The organism is Clostridium sp. LIBA-8841 (assembly GCF_057782475.1).
This window is the reverse complement of the sequence record NZ_CM173488.1, coordinates 1,627,758-1,648,259: the sequence shown is the minus strand read 5'-3', so window position 1 is coordinate 1,648,259 and position 20,502 is coordinate 1,627,758. Positions and strand designations below refer to the sequence as shown.

Genomic DNA, 20,502 nt, shown 5'->3' with positions numbered 1-20,502 from the left:
TTATACATAAACACCTCCTTGTTTTGCTATTGTATGTTTTTTCTAAACACTTTTTTGTTTTAGCTATTAATGTCTACTTTGTTTTTTAATTCCATACAGAAAAAGCTTACTTAAACTTTAATTTTCCTTTAGTTAAATTATGTATTAGCCTATATGACTATTTTAGTAACCTCATTTCAAAACTTACTTTTTAATTTACATTATGTCACCATTAAAAAGTGAGGATTCATTCCTCACTTTTTATTATCTTTTTAAATAAGCTATCATTTGATTTTTATATAAACTTCGACTAAATTTCTACATCAAAAAAAGATTAAGACTCTCCTAAGAAAAGAAGACTCTTAATCTTTCAAATATATCTACTATACCTACAAAATCACTTTTCTATTCCTCTACAGGAATTAAAATTGCGTTTCGAATAAATTTTGCACCTTCTGGTGTTAGGTTTTGATCTCTTAAATAATACTTTCTATTATTAATACTTAAATAATAAAGATCTAAAATTTTACACTCTTTATTATGTCTAGTCAAATATCTAACAACCGCTCTCATAAAATCAACTCTACTTAGAAAGTCTTCATTTAAAGTTATTTTTATTCTTTCATTACTTTTGTATAACATAATGCAACACCCCTTATAATAATCATAAATTCCTTACAAAGTGAATCATGTTAAAATACAAAGTCTTTAAAATAAATAAAGTTTCCACAATTCTATACCACCATAGTATACTTTAACAAGAAAAGAGTTTACTATGGGAAAAGCAAAACTAAAACTTTTAGGCTATCAAGAAACACTTACAAAAATCACAAAAAATAAACCACTTTTAAGTTTATATAACTAAAGGCTTAAGCCTTGTTTTTTCTAGTAATCTCTCTTTTCTTGCCACCTTTATTATACTACTACCGCCTTATTATGTAAACATTTTCTATGAATTTTTTATAAACAATTTTATGTAAATTAACTTAAATAATGTCAAAAAAATAGGACCATATTTTAAGTTCTTTTTAATTTTTTATATAAGAATAATTCTTTCTATTTTCTCATATAAAAATCAACTTTAACTTAAAATAAAGTCCTAAAATTAAATTTTAACCGTTATTCTATCATAGTCTAATTAAATTGCTCTTTATAAGGGTCATACCATGCTACGCTCCATTTCATTTTTTCACATAATTCAAAAAGTTCGTCCTCATCATTTATGGATTTTTCAGTTATTAATTTATGAGTTTCCTTATTTACTAAAAGTCCATTTTCAAAGTTTCCTGCACTTTCAGGATATAAAGAAACACTTCTTATATGTGAAAATTCAGCTGTTTTAAATTTTAAAGGCTCTAGAGTTAATTCATCAGCATCTATTTTATATTTATTCTTTCTTTTTTTCTTTAAGGCTTTTCTAATTTCAACCATATCTCTTCCATATTCAAGCCTTAATATTCTAGCCTTATCACTATTTGTTATGGCATCATAATACTTCTGAGAAAGAGCAAGATATTTCTCAGTTTTTCCTGCTCCACTCTCCTCAATTCTTTTATATATAAGTTTAACTATTTCAAAACCTCTAACGTAGGTTGTATTTCCAATATTCATTTTATATTTATCATATATCTTATCTAAAAGATATGCTGCATTTCCCTTTGTTGTCCTTAAGATTGAATGTAATCTATCCTCTCTAATCCAAACCCATCCCTTATTATCTAAAAAAGAAGAGCCCTTCCAGGCATTATCAATTTCCTTGTGTACCTTGGAAGAAAGCTCCTCATTTCTTTCAGGCTCTTTAAAATCAAAGTCATTACCACTATACTTAAAAATTTCTAGAGCTTTACAATCACTTTCGCTTTTATTAGCCATTCTTCACCATATTCTTATAAATGGCATTTAGTTTTGCCATAGCTTTATCTGCCTTTGGATGATTACATTGATCTGGATGAATACATTTAGCAATCTTATTCATCCAATTTCTAGCTCTAGTCTTATTACTATAATGAGCCTTAGTAATTCCTAGCTTTTTAGATCTTATATCTCCATCAAGTTCTAAAAGATAAAAAATATACTCATTGCTTAAACTTGAGAAATATGTTGTAGGAATTTCTGATATTTCATGAACCTCTGGTTCTGGCTTTGGTAAAAGTTCCTTAGCCTTCTCTAAAACATCTTTATAACTAACAACTTTATTATAAAGATCATTCCATCCTCTACATTTCATATTAACTAAAGGACCAGCATCTTCTTGTATTTTATTTTTAACCGTCTTAAAAGTTCCAAGCTCCTTTAACTCATCTAAAGACTTAATTTTAATCCAATTCATTTTTCTATCCTTAAAAATTACTCCCATGTAAATATATTAAATTCAATAACTTAATATTACTTAAATATAAAAATAATCCTATATTTAGAAATTATTTTCTTTATATATTTAAGTATTACCTTACTTTATTTCATATATTGCTTAATTATTTTTTCGTCTAGAAAAAGTAAAGCACTTTCTCTACTTTTAATTTTTTAAGTATAAAATTTCTATTTTTTAAGCTATTAATAATTAAATTTTCAAAACAAAATAAAAAACTTATAAATATTACAAAAAGAGAATTCTTCTATGACATATTTATAAGCTTTATTACTTCTCAACTATTTAAATATATTAAAAGCCTTCACGAAAAGGTGGAAATACATAATCATCTTTTCTCTTAAGTGCAATTAAAACCTCTTCTCCACAAATATCTTTGCACACTGTAGTTCCTCTAAAAACCTTAAGATTATCACAAGCTCCCATTTTAAGAAACTCCATAATTGCCTCAACCTTTGTATCATAACAAGCTTCCGGAATCTCTTTTCCCTCTGGAGTAATCTCTGCTATTATATATTTCTCAGAAATATACTTACACCAAGCATTTTCCTTATCCCAATCAACTCCAAATTTTTCACACATTACATCATACCAGTTTTCAGCCAACTTTTCCTTTTCGGATTTCTTTCTTTTTCCTACTAACTCTTCTTTCAACTTCATAACCGCATATCTAAGATAAAAAACCTTGTCCACTTCATCTTCAAACTCATATAAATTAAGATCAAATCCATAAGTTTTATAAACCTCAGTAACCTTCTCATTAAGTTTCTTAGAATCAATTACAAAATTTCCGTTCTTTGTCTTATATGTAGTAACTCCCATTCCTGTTCTCCTTCATCTAGAAATATTATTATTTTTAATCTATTAAAACTTTAGTTATAAATTAATTTGTACTAGCTTATTTAAGCTTATAAACACAATATTAAAAAACTGTATTAAAATTTGGCTAATTTTTAAGTTAAGCTTCGAATTTAAATATGAATTTAGAACTCTGCAAAAGCAAAAAACTTAAGAATCTAATCTAAAACTTAAATGCAATAACAAAAATACTTCTCTATATAAATAATTGTTAACATTTTGTTATCACATTTTATATAATAGCATAAATAGTAAAAGGCTACCAGTTCTTTATAACACTACGTTCTTATAACTTTTAAATATTTATTTTATACTAAAGTTCTCTATTTATTGAATAATTTTTTAATAAAATTTATTCCTAAATATTATTGTAATTAAGCTAATTTTAACTTTTAGCTAGTCCTTAATATTTACTTAACCAAAAGAACATTCTAAGTTTAGTCTACTTTATTTAAATGGCTACTCTCTCTATAAATTGACCCTATGAAATGGTAATTACACAAGTCCTACTATCAATTAAATAAAAATGAACTAAAAACAGATTTCATTCTATATATATATTATATCATTATAAAGTTTCTAATATTAATAAATATTATTGTTTTTTCTATTATTCCATCATATTTATTAAGTAAATAAACTTATATTCTTTACTAGATTAATAACACTTTCAAACAATATATTTTTAAATATACTAATACCCTACTAACTTAATAAGTTTATTAATAGAAGTTCTATCTTCCAAGTTACATGATATTTTACTTAATAGTTCTTGTACCTCTTCCTTCTCAAAGAATATACAGGCTCTTTCTTTGCTATCATTCATCATATGTTCAAATTCATAAAATAAGCCCCTTAAACTCCATTCATATCCATCTCCATATAACCACTCACTCTTTTCTAATCCCTTACTAGCTACTACAGCTGCTTTAATATGTCCTTGCACCTTATTGTAGACCTCGTCATCTCTTAAATTAAGTGATTCTCTTATAATTACATCCATATTTTCTTCTAAAGATATAGTTAGAGATTTCTTATAACTATTAATCTCATTTTTCTGATAAAAAATTACAAATATAGCAATTATCAATAATAATATATACATAATTCTCTGATTCTTTAGTTTTAAATTTACCTCTTCTTTAATCAAATACCTATCCCCCTATTAGAAAGATTTATATATAGTTAAAATTATATATATCCCTTATTTTACCATATATATTTTATTATATATTATTTAAAATAGATACTATAAAAAATTTACAATTTAAGTAGAAATAATATTAAAATACTGTTTTAATATATATAATAGATCATTAAATTTTAGAAGATGTTAATTATATCACTAAAGAAATCTTATATTGAAATAATCACTTGATTTGAAACTAAAGGAGAATTTATTATGAATAGAAAAGATTTAAATAAAGCTAATATAAAAATAGAAAAAGATTTTTGTGAAATCTGTGGTGAAGAAATGGAAGAAAATAAGTTTGCTTATGACTATGATGAAGAAAATAAACTTGTTTTCAAATGCCCTGCTTGTGGTCATAGAAAGGTTAGAAACTTGTAAAATAGGTTATATTTTATATAAATGTTAATTTTACTAGCATTAAAACCTAACTTAAGAATTTATCTAAAAATCAATACTAGGTTAAATCATACATAAATAAAACACAAGAAATATTCTTGTGTTTTATTTTAATTAGTTAAGCTTTTTATTAATTTCTGATTTACTTCCTAACACACGATTCTCACTATTGTATACAGCAATGGTATATTCTAGCTCTCCCCAATCTCCAATTGAATCCTTAAGACCCTTATAAATTTCACTACTTGAAAGAACATCTTCTATTTCTTCAATTGATACTCTATCTGAAAGTATTTTTGTATCTTTAGTAGCTTTAAGTTCATCTCTTTTAAACACTCTTTTCGTATATGTACCATCTCCTAAAGGAATATTAAGAGATAGCTCTAGTGCATAACTTCTTCCCTCTTTATAGTCACCCTCAACTGAATATATTACTTCTGATTCCTCTGAATATATAGATGCTTCTTTTAATGAAACATCAGAGTGAAGATCATCCTTTGTAGAAAACTTTGTTCCTAAAAATCCAAGTAATGTTACTAATAACACCACTATGGCTACTATAGTTTTCTTCATTTTAAATACCTTTCTATGAAATGTTTATTATAAATATATAATAGCATATTTTATAACATTTTTGTTTATATATTACAATTCTTTGCAATACGTTTAATAGGTGTTTTCTCTAAAATTTCTCTACTTAAATATATTATTTTTCCAGTTTTCTGACTCTTACTTATCTTCAATGAATTCACCCATTTAATCTATATGTACTAAGGCTGACTTTTTAACATCATATCCCTTTGGTACAAGTCTTATTAAGCTATATTCTTCTGACTCTTCTGATTTAAAGCTTGAACCTCCTTAAATTGAAGATAAAATAAATTCTTTAAAAAGTATGTTCTTAACTCTTCTAAATTCCCATCATTATCTCCATTATAATTTAGATTTTTAGATACTTTAAACCTTCCTCTATTAGCTAAAAGCTTTCTTAACTCTAAAACATTTAAAATATTATCATTTTTATTCACAAATTAAGCAAGGGATCATGTTTGATCTAACATGATCCCTTGCTTAATTTGTGAATTTTAATTAATTATATCAGCCTACATTAATATTAACTAAAGGCTATTTCTATATTTGCATGTATTTTTCTATTTAATACTATAAAAATATATCTCTTATATTTTTTGATATATTATCACTACAAATTTAATACTTTTATAAGAATATTTTTAATTCATATAAAGTATTTAATGATATAATTAATCTGTTATAAAATTTATACTTCTCACTATACTAAAATATTATAGTAAAGGTATTCAAATTCTTATTTAAGGAAGTGGATTACTTGGAAACACGGACTAGAAATTACTTAATTGACAATAGTAAAGGACTTCTAATATTTTTGGTTGTTTTGGGACACAGCTTAGAATTTATTAGAAAGGATTATGAGCTAGCAAGATTTTTATATGTTTTTATATATGAGTTTCATATGCCTGTATTTGTTTTTATTTCAGGCTATCTTTCTAAGAATGTGGAAAAAGGACGTAAGAATGCTGTTAGGAACTTTCTTATACCATTTTTACTCTTTAATATAATATGGAATATACTTGAGTTAATTGGTTCATTATTTTTGCATGGTAGATTTATTGAACCTCCTAATGCACAGGCATTTTCTTTTTTTACTCCTGGATGGGCATTATGGTATATATTCGCTATGTTTTTATGGAAGATTTTCTTGCCAGACCTTTTGAAATTTAAAAATGTATTTATTCTTAGTATTATTGTTGGTATAGTTGTAAAACTATCTGGTGAGTTTGGAGCTTATATGGCTCTTTCTAGAACTATTACCTTTGCACCTTTTTTCTTAGCTGGATATTACTCTAGTGAGGAAAGACTAAAAAAGCTTAAGAGATTTATAAAATTTAGATTTTTAAATAAGGTGCCTGCACTGCTTATTGTAGCCGTGGGAATTCTAATAGCTTTTGTATTTGTTAGGTTTACAAATATTCCTGATGAGTTTTTCTGGGCGGATAGATCATATCATAGTTTTAATATGAATCTAATTACTGCCGTACTGCTTTATATTTCAGTTTATATTATAGGATTTGCTTTCGTCTATGTTTTCATAAACTTAATGTCTGAAAGGGCAACATTCTTATCAAAAATAGGTAAAAATACTCTTGCAGTATATTTCCTACATACTTACTTTATAGGTAGCATTTTAGGATTAACAACTTTAATGTCTAGTAACTCCGGAAAGCTTTTTGCTTTGATACTAGGCTCTTTAATAGTTACTTTTATTCTTTCTAGAGATAAAGTAGCTAGAATTTTCACTAAGTTCTTAAATAAAATTAACAACTTATTATTTATAAAGGATTAAGAGGGTAAATATTTATTTTATCCTCTTTATTTTTTGCTTTAATTATTTTTAATAACTTTTTTATCTAAGAAAATATCTTACACATCTACTTACTATTATACTGTTTCATAGTTATCATATACAGAGATTCAACAAATACACTTAACGAAGCTAATAATATAATTACCCTTAAAACTATATTTACATTTTTTATAAATATTTCTAAAAAATATTGATTTAGTATATAAAGTATTATTAGGTAAGTCATACTAAAGGATATTCTTGTCTTTGGATTAAAATCTAAATCAATATCTTCTGTTAATTCTTTTATTCCTAGGAAAAATAATAACTTTCTATAAAACTTAACTTTTTTCATAAAATCTCTCCCTATAATATCCCTTTGATATTATATTTATATAATATAATTCTTTAGGTATTCATAGTGTACTAATAAACGTAGGGAAGTAGTTTATAAAAACCACTTCCCCACTGTCTTTTATCATATACCTTAAGTTATTATTAAAATCTAATAACTTAAAAACTTAATTATGAACTTATCTATATCTTGCTCTTAGGTCTACTATTGCACCGTCTACTAATTCTCCAACAGCTTTAAATTGCCAATCACCATTATTTCTTATAAGTTCTGAGAATATAAGTGATCTTGCATTTGTTCCATCTTCACTTAAGTTGTATCTACAGATTTCACTGTATCCTTTATCTACATCAAGTAATCTTACATATGCATTTTTAACTTGAGAGAAAGTTTGTCCTCTTTCTTTTCCATCATATATACATATGGCAAATACTATTTTTTCACACTCTATTGGGATATTGTTTAATGTAACAGAAATTTTTTCATCATCTCCAGAACCAGCACCTGTTAAGTTATCTCCATGAAGATTAATTCCTTTACCTTTTTTACATCCAAAATAAACTATATTGGTTGTGCTGTCCTTTATTAACTTCCCATCTTTGCCTAAAAGAAAAGCCACAAGATCTAAATCAAAGTCTTTCCCTCCACCAAAGCCGAATAATCCTTTTTTCTTAGCAACATCCCATCCAGCACCTAACATAACATTATTAAGACCTGGATTCTTTTTTGTTAAATCTAATATATCATTCTTTTGTAAATTTAACATATCAATTCTCCTTACCCTCTTAAATTCATTTAAATTTTCATAAATATTTTGCTTTTGTATGTAAAAATTATTTTATAAATTACTTATATAAGCTCTTTATACCTTTTATTTACCTTTATATGCAATAGGTTGTCCCTAATAAGGAACAACCTACTTTTTTTATTCATCTTAAAGTTAAATTACAACTTAATTTCCACTTAACTTTAATTGTCTAAAGGGCTAGAAAAATCACCCTCATCCTAAAATCAAACTTATCTTTAAATCATAATGTTCTACTTAATATTCTCTTACTATTTCATTAATCTAAATTATTACATATATAAAGCTAAAAGACCGTTTAAATCAGCTATTTTTCCTTCTCCAAGAGCTTTGAACTGCCAGTCAAAACCGTCTCTATATAATTCAGCAAATATTATTGATGTTACAGTTGAACCATCTTCTTTTAAGTTAAATCTACAAACTTCTTTTTCATTATTTTTAGCGTCCAGTATTCTAACATATGAGTTATCAACCATTCCAAAAGTTTGTCTTCTTTCTTGTGCATTATGAATAGTTACACAGAAAACTATTTTTTGTACATCACTTCTTATTTGTGATAAATCTATATTTATTCTCTCATCATCGCCATTTCCAGCACCACTTCTATTATCACTACTTAAAGCAATACCTTGTCCTTGTGGGTTATTGAAGAAAATAACATCAGCTGGTACGTTAGCAACTTTACCATTTCCATTTAATAAAAATGCAGCTATATCTAAATCGAAGTCTTGTCCACTTACTGCTACATCCCATCCAGCTCCTAATATAACTTGTTGAAGTCCTGGATTTTTCTTAGTTAAGTCTAATATATCATTTTTTTGTAAGTTTAATGGACTTACTCCATTATTAAAAGGATTTGAGTTATTTGATGAGTCATTATTTCCACCAAACATTCCGCCTAAATTTATTGCCATATTAAAACCTCCAATTTCTCTCTTTAATTTATTTAACACTATTAAATTATGTTATTATAAATACATTTAATATTAGATTTATTTTACCTCAAAAATCTATAATAAGCAATTTTTTCAATATTTGTTTTAAAACTATAAGATAATACAAATCAATATTTCCATAGCATAAAACCTTTTACTTACTATACACTATATATATTTTTCTTAACATCAGCCTTAATAGCTTCAAGCTTCTTAGTGTTCTCATCTCTTTCTTGCTTATTTTTTCTTTGAATTTCCTTAGTATCCTCGATACCTTTCATTATTGTTTGATATGATTTCTCTAAGCTTTCCACAGCAATTGAACTTCCTGAAGCCATTTTAGCTATTTCAACTGACTGTCTAGAAGTATTTGATGCATTTCTCATAATAAGCTCATTTGTCTTATCATCTAACTGCTTCATTGACTTAGCCTGAATATCCTGTCTCTTTAAAATAACAGCTTGTGCTAAGCATTGTTTAAATATTGGAAGAGTTATTATGAAAGATGAGTTTATCTTTCTCATAAGGTTAAAGTTTGACATTTGAATTGTTTGAATCATAGGTGCTGCTTGAATAGCCACATTTTCAGCCACTCTCAAGTCATAAACACGTTGTGATAGCATTTCCTTACTAAGCTCTAACTTTTGGATCATCATATTTCTTTCATCCATATTCATTTGAGTGTTCATAGAGAATTGTTCTATATAAGAATCTACTTCCTCTATAGCTAATTCACCAGCAACAATGTATTTTTCAAGAAGTTTATAAAACTCCATGTTTGTGTCAAAAAGCTTTTTAAGCTTAGTGTTTGAATCTCTAATTTCACTTTCATATTTTTTTAAAAGTACATACACCTTCTCAACCTCATATCCCATAGTATCGTACTTTTGGAAAAGCTTAGCTATGGTAGTTTGTGCTCCTTTAAATATCTTTGATAAGAAGGATTTATCCTTATCATTTCCTTCGAGTTCTTTAATATCAAACTTGTCCATAATTTTAGTTAAGTGAACAAGCATCTCACTGGCTTCTTCAGCCTTAACTGACTTCATTGAATTTAAAAGTTCATCTGAAACTCTTGAAATCCCTTCACTAGCCTTTTGCCCAAACTTAATTATGGAGTTAGGATTTTGAACCTCTATTTCTCCAGTTAAATTTTGAACCTCTGGAAGTTGTCTTAAAGCCTCCTTATAGGCATTAGTTTCTTCAAAAAGTTCCATGGCATTCACCTCTGAAGCCTCCATATTGTTATTTTGCAAATCCATGTTATTATTAATATTTATCATAAAAATTCTCCTCTCATACTCTTGCTTATCCCCTGTATTTTTCCCTTAATCTAACTACCTTTAAAGCTAGATTTTATCTTTTAAACTTTCACCAAGAACACCTAAATTCCTAACTAACAATATCTAACTAAAATAAAACTTCCTAAATAGATGACTTTATAAATCTTCTTAAAAGTCTAAAAGCTTAGAAAATAAGCTTTTCTTAGTTTCCTTTCCCTTATAAGATAAAAGCTTCCTAAAGTTTAAGTTATAATTCATTCTATTTAATCTTATAACATTAACCTTTCCTGTTTTAATTACATTATTTATGTTGAAAAGCCCTGATGGATTGAAGATAACTATATCAAAACCAACCTTGTGTAAATACCCAAGAAGCATTGTCACATCCTCTGAAATCTCCTCTTCTCCATTTAAGGCAATAACTATCTTTGGGATATTAGATGTGAAATCAAAGCTATCTACCAGTCTTATTATGTCTTTACTTAAGGACAGGATTAAAACTAAGAGCTTTAAGCTTCTTTCCCTATCAAAATTCTTTACAAAAAGATCCTTATCTAATAATGTTTCATTAAATTTACTTAAAAGTAGGTTTTGAACCTCTTCACTATACTTACCAAAGCTGTAAACTGGTAACTCCTTTATTTTTTCAATATCAAATGTTCCATCACTTAGTTGATAAAACATAAGTTGATACATGTCCTCTGTAACAGTCCCATCTCCTGATATTTCTCCAGTATTAAAGAACAAGGTATTAGGTGAATTTTTACAGTGTTTAAGAAGTTTTACATATTCATATGTATCTTCATACTCACCATCTATCTTCATAAAAATACAAGGTACTCTAACTGTTTTCCCTTTAACTCCAAAGTTATGTCTAAGCTTTGAAGGTTCATTCCAATAAATATATATATCTTCTAAAATTGTGTCTAATAAGATAACTTCTGTATTTCCATCTCTAAATTGCCAAGGCTTAAACATGCCTGTATTAGAAAATAGTTCCTCTTCAACCTCTCTTTGAATTTTCTTAGTAATAGTCTCATTATCCTCTATTACCTTTCCTCTAGCTGCTCGCTCCTTAAAACTTTCTACTGGTAAAATACTTTTACTAAGAATCTCTTGGCTCAGCTTATCCCTATCTAATTCATTGAAATATTCCTCTTTTAAAGGATTTATATAAAGCACATCAAAACTCATTAAATGAAGAAGTATTAAAAAGTAAATTTCATGCTTTTCAATATTTCCATAGTAGACACACTTAGGGTTAACCTCTCCGTAGAAGTCTATTTCTCTTAAATAAGTGTATGACCACACAATTAGTTTTGTAATAAAGTTATTTCTTAGATTATCATTAAAAAAGCTTTCCTTTGAAAGAGCAATTGAAACCACATAGTCTAAAGCTCTTAGGAATACTGAATTAACTTCTCTATTATTAAAAATATTTATTTCCTCATTTTTAAGATTTTGTACATCCATTCTATTTAGCTCATTAAGAATATACTGGATAAGCTCCATTTCTCCACTTAAAGGAATTTTTCCATCAAAAATAATTGATATATCTTTATTCTCTTCACACTTAACTTGAAGGGTTTTTAAGATGTTATCATAGTTATCTCGATTAAAAACTCCAATAAATCTATAAAAACAAGGTTTAAATTCTCCATTTTTAGATGCTCTACTTACTCTATCCTTAAACATCCCAAAAACTATCTGTCCTAAATCAGTATGCACCAAAATTTCACCTCTTTTATACTTCTGTAATTATGTAACTTTATTGTATATTATTTTATATCCAACAATCAACATATTAGGAATTTTTCATAAACTAACAATAATTTAATCCATGAACTTTTAGCCTTCTCTGTTATCCCTATAAAATTCCAATTAAATATACAAAATAAGAGAGCATATCCTAAGATATACTCTCTTATAATATAATCATCAACAAACTCTATTTACTTACTTGTGCTTTCTATATAAGCTTTTGAAGTTAATTTTATTTTTAATTTATCAAAACTTTCTCTCTGAGCTTCAGACATTTGTCTTCCCTCTAAGCTTTTTTCAAGTAATAAAGCATCTGCATAGCTTCCATTATCTATAAACTCATTTAACTTGCTCATATCACTATCTATTTCTTTATCATATTTATCTTTTCCCTCTATATTTTTAGTAAGATTATCTACGCTTTGTTTGAAACTTGCATAAGCTTCGTCTTTATTTCCTATAGCTTCAATTTTAATTTCTGCTTTACTAATATCTCCATTTTCAAAAGCCTTCTCTGCCTCTAAATAATTCTCTATCATATCTCTTAATTCTTTCACTTCTTGATTCTTAGGATTATCATCTAAGGCTAATTCTAAAGAAACAACTGCCTTTTCATATTGTTTTTCATCAATAAGTTTTTTCCCTTTAGCTACTGCTTTATCTGAACTATTACATCCCATAAAACCTCCTGCTAAAGCTATAATAAATACTCCTGAAATCAAAAACTTAATACTTTTTTTCACTTAATTAACCTCCTGTTCACTGCCCTAAATTGTTTTAATTTAATCTAGCAAAGTAAATCAAGTAAAATCATAATCAACTTTGAAGTTTCTACTGTTATTTAACAGATATCTCTTTACTTTTAACCTTATAAATAAAGCAATTTTTATTTATTTCCCCTATAATTCTACTCCTCTGTAACACAAAAAAATAATATACTTTTTTCCCCTTATAAAATCACCCTCTATAATTTAACATGCATTTCTATAATTTTTTCACTCCTATTTCCATCTCAGTAAAATAGTAGCATATTTTGAATAATAAGTAAATATTCTTAACTTAAGAAAATATTAATGAATAAATTGGTAAAAATTTTAAAACAAAATACCACTTCCTCTAAAAGTACTAAACCAAAGGGATAATCTAGATACCACTAAATTATCCCTTATATATGTAAAATTTATTTTTCTTATTTTTGTGAGTTTATACAAATTTATATAAGCTTTATGTAACTATTTAACTTAGAGAGCTGAATTTCATTTTTCATCTTATAAACTCCATACTTGTGCTCAACAGCTTTTCCTCCAAGCTTTCTAACATGCCATTGAATATTCACTCTATCCTCTACGCCTTCTACATCCTCATAATCATCACTTTTTATTTTTAGATAGCACTGTCTGATAACTTTACAAAGTTCCCTTGGCATTTTTATTTCTCTCATAGCTCTTACTATACCTTCTTCTCCTTCAATTAAAAGAACTTCAAAAGTATAATCTAAATCCTCTGAAAGATAAAAATCATTAGAAGCAAAATTTAAATCAACTGGAAATGCACTACATTCCAATACTCCATCTACAGTAAGAGTAAAGCCCACAAAATCTCGTAAAAGCTCAAAGTCTTCTTTAGGATATATTTGAAACCCAAGTTCTATCTTTCCAAAGTTAATAGCAAACTGATCTTCTAATGTTGAATTATCCCATCTAAGTAAAAGGTTAAATTCATCCTTACTCTGAAGAATCATTGCACTATCTCCTTTAATATCCATATAAGTCTTATCTCCTATACCAACAATAACCCCCTCATCATCATAAGTCTCATCTAACTCTGAATTCTTTTTAAGCTCTTCCTTAGCCTCATCAAGGTTACTTAAGAAAAACTCCTCTTCGAATTCTTCCGTTTTAATAAGTTCTCTGACGAAATCTTTGACATCACTAAGCTTCTCATCCATCATAAAAACCTCCCCATTTATTACAATAATATTTTAAACCATTATATACCAAAACGTCCTATTGGTACAGAGAATTAAATAGACTGTATCAAAATGGTTACTTAATTAAACCCATTTTAATACAGTCTTCTGTAAAACCATAAACTTAATATTTACTTATCCAATAAATTATTATTTATTTTTTAGTCTTCTATATACTTATCCAAAGTAGACTTTTCTGGCTCATCTGTAAAGCTATAAAGACTAAAACTCTCCTCCACTTGCTTTGAAGTTATTCCATCAAAAAGTATTGAATCAAGATTCTCAATATCATCTAAAGCAAGCTCCCTATCATATTCTTCATTTGTGATCTTCACATAGTACTCTCTAATAATCTTACAAAGTTCCCTTGGAAGTCTAATGTGTCTCATAGCTCTTACAGTATGCTTTTCATCTATAGCTACTATATTTAAAGCATAGTTCATCCTCTCTGAAAATTCAAAATCCTCAGGAGTAAAATTAAAATCTAGCCTCATGTCACTATAATCTACAGCATCCTTAATAGATAAAGTAAAACCTACAAAATCATAGTGCATATTAAATTCTTCCTTCTTAAAAAGCTGAAATCCAAAATCAACTTTTCCTTTACTAACGCCTCTAAAACTTTTCTTCGCTTCACTTGGAAACCTTAGAATAACTAGGAGACTATCCTTGTCCGTCAAAAGGCTAACCATATCCTCTGAAAGGTCTATGGAAAGTTTACTGCCAACCTCTAAATAACAATCTTCATCTTCTTCTCTGTATTCTAACTCTTGAAGGTTGTCCTTTCCTAAAACCTGATATAAATACCTTTTAAACTCAATATCAAATTCATTTTCCATTCCTTAAGTCGTCTCCTCCATTTAAAAATAACCTTCAATTATTATATATCAACAAACTTATAGTTACAAACCATATTTTAACCATTTTATAATTCTAAAAAGCTATAAAAAGGGGAGAGGTGCTAAAAAAACAGAATATTCCAATTAATATTCTATTTTGCTTTTATATAGTAATATATACCTTAATATTTATTTCTTACTAATCTCTTTTAAAATAAATACTCTATTTATGATAAGTAATATATAAATATTATAAAATTAAGTCGGTATATGTTTTAGAACAAAATTAAACACATACTGACTTAATTAGCACATTTAAAGAATCTAAAAAATTTAATAAAACTATAATGCCATAAGTAATGTCCCTATGAAAATTAATATTCCTCCTCCAATTGTTTTTATGGTTACTTCCTCATTTAAAATAAAGAATGCCATTACTACTGTTATTATGATACTAAGCTTGTCTATAGCTATAACCTTAGTTACTTGACCAACCTGAATAGCTTTATAGTAGAAAAGCCAAGAAAGACCAGTGGCTAATCCTGAAAGTATTAGGAATAACATTGATGTATTAGAAATATTTTTTATTCCCTTAAAACTGCCTGTAACAAAAACAATACCCCAAGCTAATACTAATACAACTACTGTTCTAATAGCTGTAGCTAAATTTGAATTTACATTCTCAATTCCTATCTTGGCTAAAATAGAAGTTAATGCTGCAAATATAGCTGATAACATAGCGTAAATAAACCACATATTATTTCTCCTTTATTAATTGAAATAGATTATCACTATCATATTTTATCATAAATATTTTATTTTTAATAAAAATAATCCTAAAATTAACATATTCTTTAGAGAATATAATATTATAAAGATTAGATGCAAAATAATGTTTAAATCATAATAAAAAAGGTAGAGCTTCTTAAAATGAAATCCCTACCTTTTCATATCTATTAAGTTATACTAGTTATTTTATTTTATCTCTTAATTTTAAAAGAGCATCTCTTATTTCTTTAACCTCCTCATGAGTAAAATTTTCAAATATGCTATCAAAACTATTGTTTATATCATATTTGAAAGTTCTTGCAAAGTCTATTCCTTTTTTAGAAAAGATTATATAAGTATTTCTCTTATCTTTTTCATCCTTAAATTTTTCAATATATCCCATATTTTCAAGTCTTGAAACAATACCAGAAACTGTACCTTTAGAAAGAGACATTTCATCACAAAGCTCCTTAACTGTAACTTTTCCTTTGTGAGCGATAAGTTTAATAACTGTTATTTGTTGGTGAGTAAGTCCACTTTCCTTAAGCCCCTCACTAACCTTCTCCACAGTGCTTGAGTAAATTTCCTTTATAAGCATAGCTATTTCAAATGAATCATAATTCATACAAATCCCTCTTTTCTTAAAAACACCTTGTGTCTCATAATTTATTTTTATTGAATCTTTAAAACGTATTTTAAACCACTTTTGATTTTTATGTATATCCTAAATTCTAAATAGATATTAAAATCACTTTAAACTAAATTATAAGTTTAAAAAATATTCTAAATTCTTAACCTTATAAAATTAATGGTACATGGAGTTTATTAAACTCTATGCACCATCATCTTTTTTAATACTAAATATTAGCTTATTTTATATTTAACTTTTAAATTGTTAAATGTGAAAAATCCTACGAAGAAATATACACCAGCCATAAATAATGCTGCTCCTAATCCAATATAGAAAGTTCCTAAGTAAATTGGATTAAATATTCCTAAGTTTCTAACTGTAATTCCAAAGAAAATCATAAATCCCATTATGATATAACTTTTAAAATCAAAAAATGAAAATACACAATGTTTATCAAGTTCACTATTTACAATTCTTGTTGTATGTTTTTTAAACATCTTACTAAATATAAATTTGAAAAATACAAAGAATACAATAGCAGCGAAAATAGTTGTAAAAATCAAGTTACCGTGATGGGATATAACATCTCCAAATCCTAAAGTAAATACTCTAAATCCTGCAAATCCCCAAACTAATCCTGCTATAAAAAGTAGAACCTTCTTACTAACTCTTGGAGTAAATTTTTTAATTCCTTCCATAGGTGTCATCTCCTCTAAAATCATCTTAATCTATTAAATGCTAAACCTTCAAAAATGGTTCGCATGAGAACTCTTTGTTCTTATGCAAACTATTTTACTCTCAATAATTATTATTGTCAAATAAAAATTTTTAGCTTACTTATAATAGCTTTAAGCAATCCTAATAAACTAAAAAAGGAACACTTAAAGTATATTTTTTATATACTAAAGTACTCCTTTTCTTTTTCTAGGCTATTAATCACAGAAGATTTCTAATATGGTTAATAGCCTTATTTAATTCTATCCTCTTCTAGAGTATTCACTCATAATCATTCCATCAAAAGTTTTCACATTATCAAGTTTTAACTTGATTTCAGGGTTACCCTCCTTAAATAGAGGAATTCCTTTTCCTAGGACAACTGGTATTGTAGTTATTATGTATTTATCAATTAGATTCCTCTTCATTAAAGTATCGATGAACTCACATCCTCCTACAATCCAAATATCTTTACCCTCTTCACTTTTAATCTTCTCAATAAACTCATTTGAATCCTCATTTATAAATTTAATATCATCATTGTAAGTTTTTGTTTTACTATAAAGCTTTCCAAAATCCTCATTAACAAAGATTATATCATTGCTTTTATCTCTTAAACTCTCTTCAAGTAAAGCTTCCTCATCTATTTTATTTTTTGTGAATATATAGCTTTTTTTGCCTTCATATGGCCAAACTTCTGGACTTAATTCATTAACTATTTGCTCATAAGTTTTTCTTCCCATGATTACAGTATCTATTCCACTTAAGAATTCTTCATATCCATGGTCTATATTCTCTTCTTTTCCTTCTCCTACAAGCCAATTAACATCTCCATTTTCCTTTGCAATATATCCATCCAAACTTTGTGCAATATATAATATTACTTTTCTATCTTTACTCATATCTAATTTGTTGTAAATAATATGTATATTTTCTTTTAGTATCCTTTATCTACAAATCTATTTTAAGTAATCATAATTCTCTTATACTAAACATATAACTCCCAAATAAATAATAAGCCTTTAAACTTATTACTAATCTCAACAGTACAATTAATAATTACGTAAAATAACTCTTCTAAAGTGTACTTAAAGATACATATTACCTCAACGTTCACCTCCTAAAGTAAGTATTTTTATTTTTAGACTATATTTAAATTAATCTATCCCTGAAAATCTAGCTAAAAATCAACACTAGTTTAAAGCAAAGCCTAAATTAATATTCTCTTAAAATATAAGAAAGTTTTCCCTTTCTTATATATAAGTTTACTACTAAAATTAATTAAATTAAAATTTCATATAAACTGAATAAATACTCTTTGGTAAAATCTTTTCTTGAATTCATAAGTAAGCTTTCAAATATGTAGTATAAAAGATTCCTTTAAGGGAAACCTAACTGTGTATCCTTATAGAAGTTAAGACTCCATTTTTGTGATTGATGTTCATCACCTCCTAAAAGTCTTAATTTCTCAAATTTTCTATATGCCTTTTTAAATTGAAGACGGCTATACCTTTATATTTCCCCCTTCTGAGAAACGTTGGGTATAGCCTCCTTATTTTCATTTAACATTATATCTTATAAGCTTAAAAGCTGTAATTACGAAAACAACTACTCCTACAAAGGATAAAAGTCCACTTAAATAAAAGAATATATCCCCTACTAAAGTTATACCAACAAAATTTAAGAACCCTATAGAATCCTGAAACACTTTCACTTGAAGTAGTACAAGCATAAAAGATCCTAAACCTACTAAAAGCAATTTAGTGTTTTTACTGTCCATACAATAAATTTCCCCCTATATTTTCACCTTACTTATTTCCCTATTTTCCATTTGAAATATTTATTTACAAAAACTAAGAAAATCACTAATAAAATAGTCATTATAAATGGCTCTAATATACCATACAATTCGCTAAAGCTTTCCAATTTAAATTCCTCCTTATTTAACCCTAAAGCCAATAATAGTTTAAAATATAGCTACTGGTTAGAAAAACTTAAACTCCTTAAATATCTTCCCTCTTCTTTTATATCTATTGGTTTTTCCACGATCCCAGTTTCCACAAGGTATTCATTAGTAAGACCAAAAATTTGATGCCAAAGTTCATTAGCAACTTCCTTAATATCCACTTTATGTTTTAATGCCATTAAATTTTTATTGCCTTTTTCAAAATCAATAAAGAAATTTTTAATAAGTTCTAAGGTTTCATTAAGAACTAATGATGATATTTCCTTAATTATAACCCTATCATCTTCTGTAAAAATAGGAACTTCACACTTAATAATCCCATTTTTACTATCTAAACTAACATAATTTATTTCTTTAAGAAAATCTACTAAATCCTTTTCTTTTTTATCTAACTCTAAGTACTGTACCTTAGAATTTAGTATTTTTAAAATTAAATTTCCACACTCTTCAGCTATTTCTCTATTTTTATTCTCAATAATCTTTATATATGCTAAGTTTAACTCTTTAAAGTCAGTAGCATCTTCAAGCTTTTTTTGGCTTTTCCTAAAAAATCTATACATATCTTTTCTATTTCCATTGGCATCACCAAAACTATTAAAATTAAAGCTCTTACTTCTAAAATTGTTACTACTGCATAATAACCTATTACTATGAGATTCGATTTCTTCTCCTTCTTCATAACCAATAACTAAATAATCTCTATTATCAGGTTGATTTTTTGAGGTACAGAAAATATCCTTATCTCCGAAGAAATCTATAGCTGTTCCATCAAAGATATCATCACATATTATGTGATATAAAAGCCTTTCTTTACTAAAATTTGAAAAGCTTGATAAATTCTCTATTTTATTATAAATTATAGCCTTATTTTCAATTATTATATCACCTATTTGATTACCAATATTACATAAGTACTTATCTAATTCTTTTAAATCTTCTTCTAAAAATACTGGGAAATTTATCTTATATCTATTATCTTTACTTTCAATAAAATTTACCTCTTTAAAAGAGGTTATTAATTCATCAAATAGCTTCTCCTTTATTCCTAAAGTATTGATAATTTCATCTCTAGATATTGTATAAGGATTATTCTTTGCTATTATATATAAAATTTCTCGTGCAAATTCTTTATTACACACATATTCTGGACTATATTTATCATAAATACCTATTTCTCCAAAGAAATATAAATTTACTCTCTTGTTATCCATTTTATCACCCCAATAAAAATATTTAACTATTCTGTTTTAAAACTCACTTTAAACATAGACCTTATAAATTAATAGCTCTAAGTCTCTAG

Annotated in this window: 23 protein-coding genes; 2 read left to right on the top strand and 21 right to left on the bottom strand. The window is 26.7% G+C overall.

Going from position 1 to position 20,502, the window contains the following annotated elements:
• Window positions 1-384: 384 nt before the first annotated feature.
• The 5 genes from AC2A4K_RS07245 to AC2A4K_RS07225 all read right to left on the bottom strand — a co-directional run bounded on the left by AC2A4K_RS07245 (window position 385) and on the right by AC2A4K_RS07225 (window position 4,355).
• Window positions 385-621, bottom strand: a complete 237-nt coding sequence (locus tag AC2A4K_RS07245) for a branched-chain amino acid ABC transporter substrate-binding protein (RefSeq protein ID WP_322503618.1) — start codon at window positions 619-621, stop codon at window positions 385-387.
• A 492-nt stretch (window positions 622-1,113) separates the two neighbouring features.
• Entirely contained in the window at window positions 1,114-1,851 is a 738-nt protein-coding gene (locus tag AC2A4K_RS07240) for a hypothetical protein (RefSeq protein ID WP_322503619.1), read from the bottom strand.
• Window positions 1,844-2,308, bottom strand: a complete 465-nt coding sequence (locus AC2A4K_RS07235; RefSeq protein WP_322503620.1) for a hypothetical protein — start codon at window positions 2,306-2,308, stop codon at window positions 1,844-1,846. The genes AC2A4K_RS07240 and AC2A4K_RS07235 overlap by 8 nt, the downstream gene beginning before the upstream one ends.
• A gap of 333 nt (window positions 2,309-2,641) precedes the next feature.
• On the bottom strand, window positions 2,642-3,169 hold the full coding sequence (locus AC2A4K_RS07230; RefSeq protein ID WP_322503621.1) for a hypothetical protein: 528 nt from the start codon (window positions 3,167-3,169) through the stop codon (window positions 2,642-2,644).
• A gap of 730 nt (window positions 3,170-3,899) precedes the next feature.
• Complete coding sequence (locus AC2A4K_RS07225; protein WP_322503622.1) at window positions 3,900-4,355, bottom strand: hypothetical protein; 456 nt, start codon at window positions 4,353-4,355, stop codon at window positions 3,900-3,902.
• 252 nt (window positions 4,356-4,607) lie between these two features.
• Here AC2A4K_RS07225 and AC2A4K_RS07220 point away from each other — a divergent pair, with 252 nt between their 5' ends.
• Window positions 4,608-4,775, top strand: coding sequence for a hypothetical protein (locus AC2A4K_RS07220; RefSeq protein ID WP_322503623.1), 168 nt, complete (start codon window positions 4,608-4,610; stop codon window positions 4,773-4,775).
• 132 nt (window positions 4,776-4,907) lie between these two features.
• On the opposite strand, the gene AC2A4K_RS07215 is transcribed toward AC2A4K_RS07220, so the two are convergent.
• Window positions 4,908-5,366, bottom strand: a complete 459-nt coding sequence (locus AC2A4K_RS07215; protein WP_322503624.1) for a hypothetical protein — start codon at window positions 5,364-5,366, stop codon at window positions 4,908-4,910.
• A 242-nt stretch (window positions 5,367-5,608) separates the two neighbouring features.
• Entirely contained in the window at window positions 5,609-5,821 is a 213-nt protein-coding gene (locus tag AC2A4K_RS07210; RefSeq protein ID WP_322503625.1) for a hypothetical protein, read from the bottom strand.
• A 320-nt stretch (window positions 5,822-6,141) separates the two neighbouring features.
• Here AC2A4K_RS07210 and AC2A4K_RS07205 point away from each other — a divergent pair, with 320 nt between their 5' ends.
• Window positions 6,142-7,176 carry an acyltransferase family protein gene (locus AC2A4K_RS07205; protein WP_322503626.1) on the top strand — a complete coding sequence of 345 codons (1,035 nt, stop codon included), beginning with the start codon at window positions 6,142-6,144 and terminating at the stop codon, window positions 7,174-7,176.
• Between the two features lie 85 nt (window positions 7,177-7,261).
• Here the strand turns inward: AC2A4K_RS07205 and AC2A4K_RS07200 are convergent, their stop codons facing one another.
• From AC2A4K_RS07200 to AC2A4K_RS07135, 14 genes are all read right to left on the bottom strand, one after another.
• Window positions 7,262-7,531: a hypothetical protein gene (locus AC2A4K_RS07200; protein ID WP_322503627.1), complete on the bottom strand. Its 270-nt coding sequence runs from the start codon at window positions 7,529-7,531 to the stop codon at window positions 7,262-7,264.
• 178 nt (window positions 7,532-7,709) lie between these two features.
• The gene (locus tag AC2A4K_RS07195) at window positions 7,710-8,297 is read right to left on the bottom strand and encodes a TerD family protein (protein ID WP_322503628.1); all 588 of its coding nucleotides are present in this window, start codon (window positions 8,295-8,297) and stop codon (window positions 7,710-7,712) included.
• A 311-nt stretch (window positions 8,298-8,608) separates the two neighbouring features.
• The gene (locus AC2A4K_RS07190) at window positions 8,609-9,250 is read right to left on the bottom strand and encodes a TerD family protein (protein ID WP_322503629.1); all 642 of its coding nucleotides are present in this window, start codon (window positions 9,248-9,250) and stop codon (window positions 8,609-8,611) included.
• Between the two features lie 182 nt (window positions 9,251-9,432).
• On the bottom strand, window positions 9,433-10,554 hold the full coding sequence (locus AC2A4K_RS07185) for a toxic anion resistance protein (protein WP_322503630.1): 1,122 nt from the start codon (window positions 10,552-10,554) through the stop codon (window positions 9,433-9,435).
• Window positions 10,555-10,722: 168 nt separating this feature from the next.
• Window positions 10,723-12,282 (bottom strand): YceG family protein, encoded by a 1,560-nt coding sequence (locus AC2A4K_RS07180; RefSeq protein ID WP_322503830.1) that lies wholly within the window; start codon window positions 12,280-12,282, stop codon window positions 10,723-10,725.
• A gap of 224 nt (window positions 12,283-12,506) precedes the next feature.
• Window positions 12,507-13,058, bottom strand: coding sequence for a hypothetical protein (locus AC2A4K_RS07175; protein ID WP_322503631.1), 552 nt, complete (start codon window positions 13,056-13,058; stop codon window positions 12,507-12,509).
• Between the two features lie 470 nt (window positions 13,059-13,528).
• Entirely contained in the window at window positions 13,529-14,266 is a 738-nt protein-coding gene (locus tag AC2A4K_RS07170; protein WP_322503632.1) for a hypothetical protein, read from the bottom strand.
• Between the two features lie 179 nt (window positions 14,267-14,445).
• The gene (locus AC2A4K_RS07165; protein ID WP_322503633.1) at window positions 14,446-15,123 is read right to left on the bottom strand and encodes a hypothetical protein; all 678 of its coding nucleotides are present in this window, start codon (window positions 15,121-15,123) and stop codon (window positions 14,446-14,448) included.
• 342 nt (window positions 15,124-15,465) lie between these two features.
• Window positions 15,466-15,879: an EamA family transporter gene (locus AC2A4K_RS07160; protein WP_322503634.1), complete on the bottom strand. Its 414-nt coding sequence runs from the start codon at window positions 15,877-15,879 to the stop codon at window positions 15,466-15,468.
• Between the two features lie 214 nt (window positions 15,880-16,093).
• Entirely contained in the window at window positions 16,094-16,516 is a 423-nt protein-coding gene (locus AC2A4K_RS07155) for a MarR family winged helix-turn-helix transcriptional regulator (RefSeq protein WP_322503635.1), read from the bottom strand.
• Window positions 16,517-16,755: 239 nt separating this feature from the next.
• On the bottom strand, window positions 16,756-17,220 hold the full coding sequence (locus tag AC2A4K_RS07150; RefSeq protein WP_322503636.1) for a hypothetical protein: 465 nt from the start codon (window positions 17,218-17,220) through the stop codon (window positions 16,756-16,758).
• Between the two features lie 279 nt (window positions 17,221-17,499).
• On the bottom strand, window positions 17,500-18,138 hold the full coding sequence (locus AC2A4K_RS07145; protein ID WP_322503637.1) for a dihydrofolate reductase family protein: 639 nt from the start codon (window positions 18,136-18,138) through the stop codon (window positions 17,500-17,502).
• A 656-nt stretch (window positions 18,139-18,794) separates the two neighbouring features.
• Complete coding sequence (locus AC2A4K_RS07140) at window positions 18,795-19,016, bottom strand: hypothetical protein (protein ID WP_322503638.1); 222 nt, start codon at window positions 19,014-19,016, stop codon at window positions 18,795-18,797.
• Between the two features lie 197 nt (window positions 19,017-19,213).
• Window positions 19,214-20,413 (bottom strand): hypothetical protein, encoded by a 1,200-nt coding sequence (locus tag AC2A4K_RS07135; protein ID WP_322503639.1) that lies wholly within the window; start codon window positions 20,411-20,413, stop codon window positions 19,214-19,216.
• Window positions 20,414-20,502: the final 89 nt, after the last annotated feature.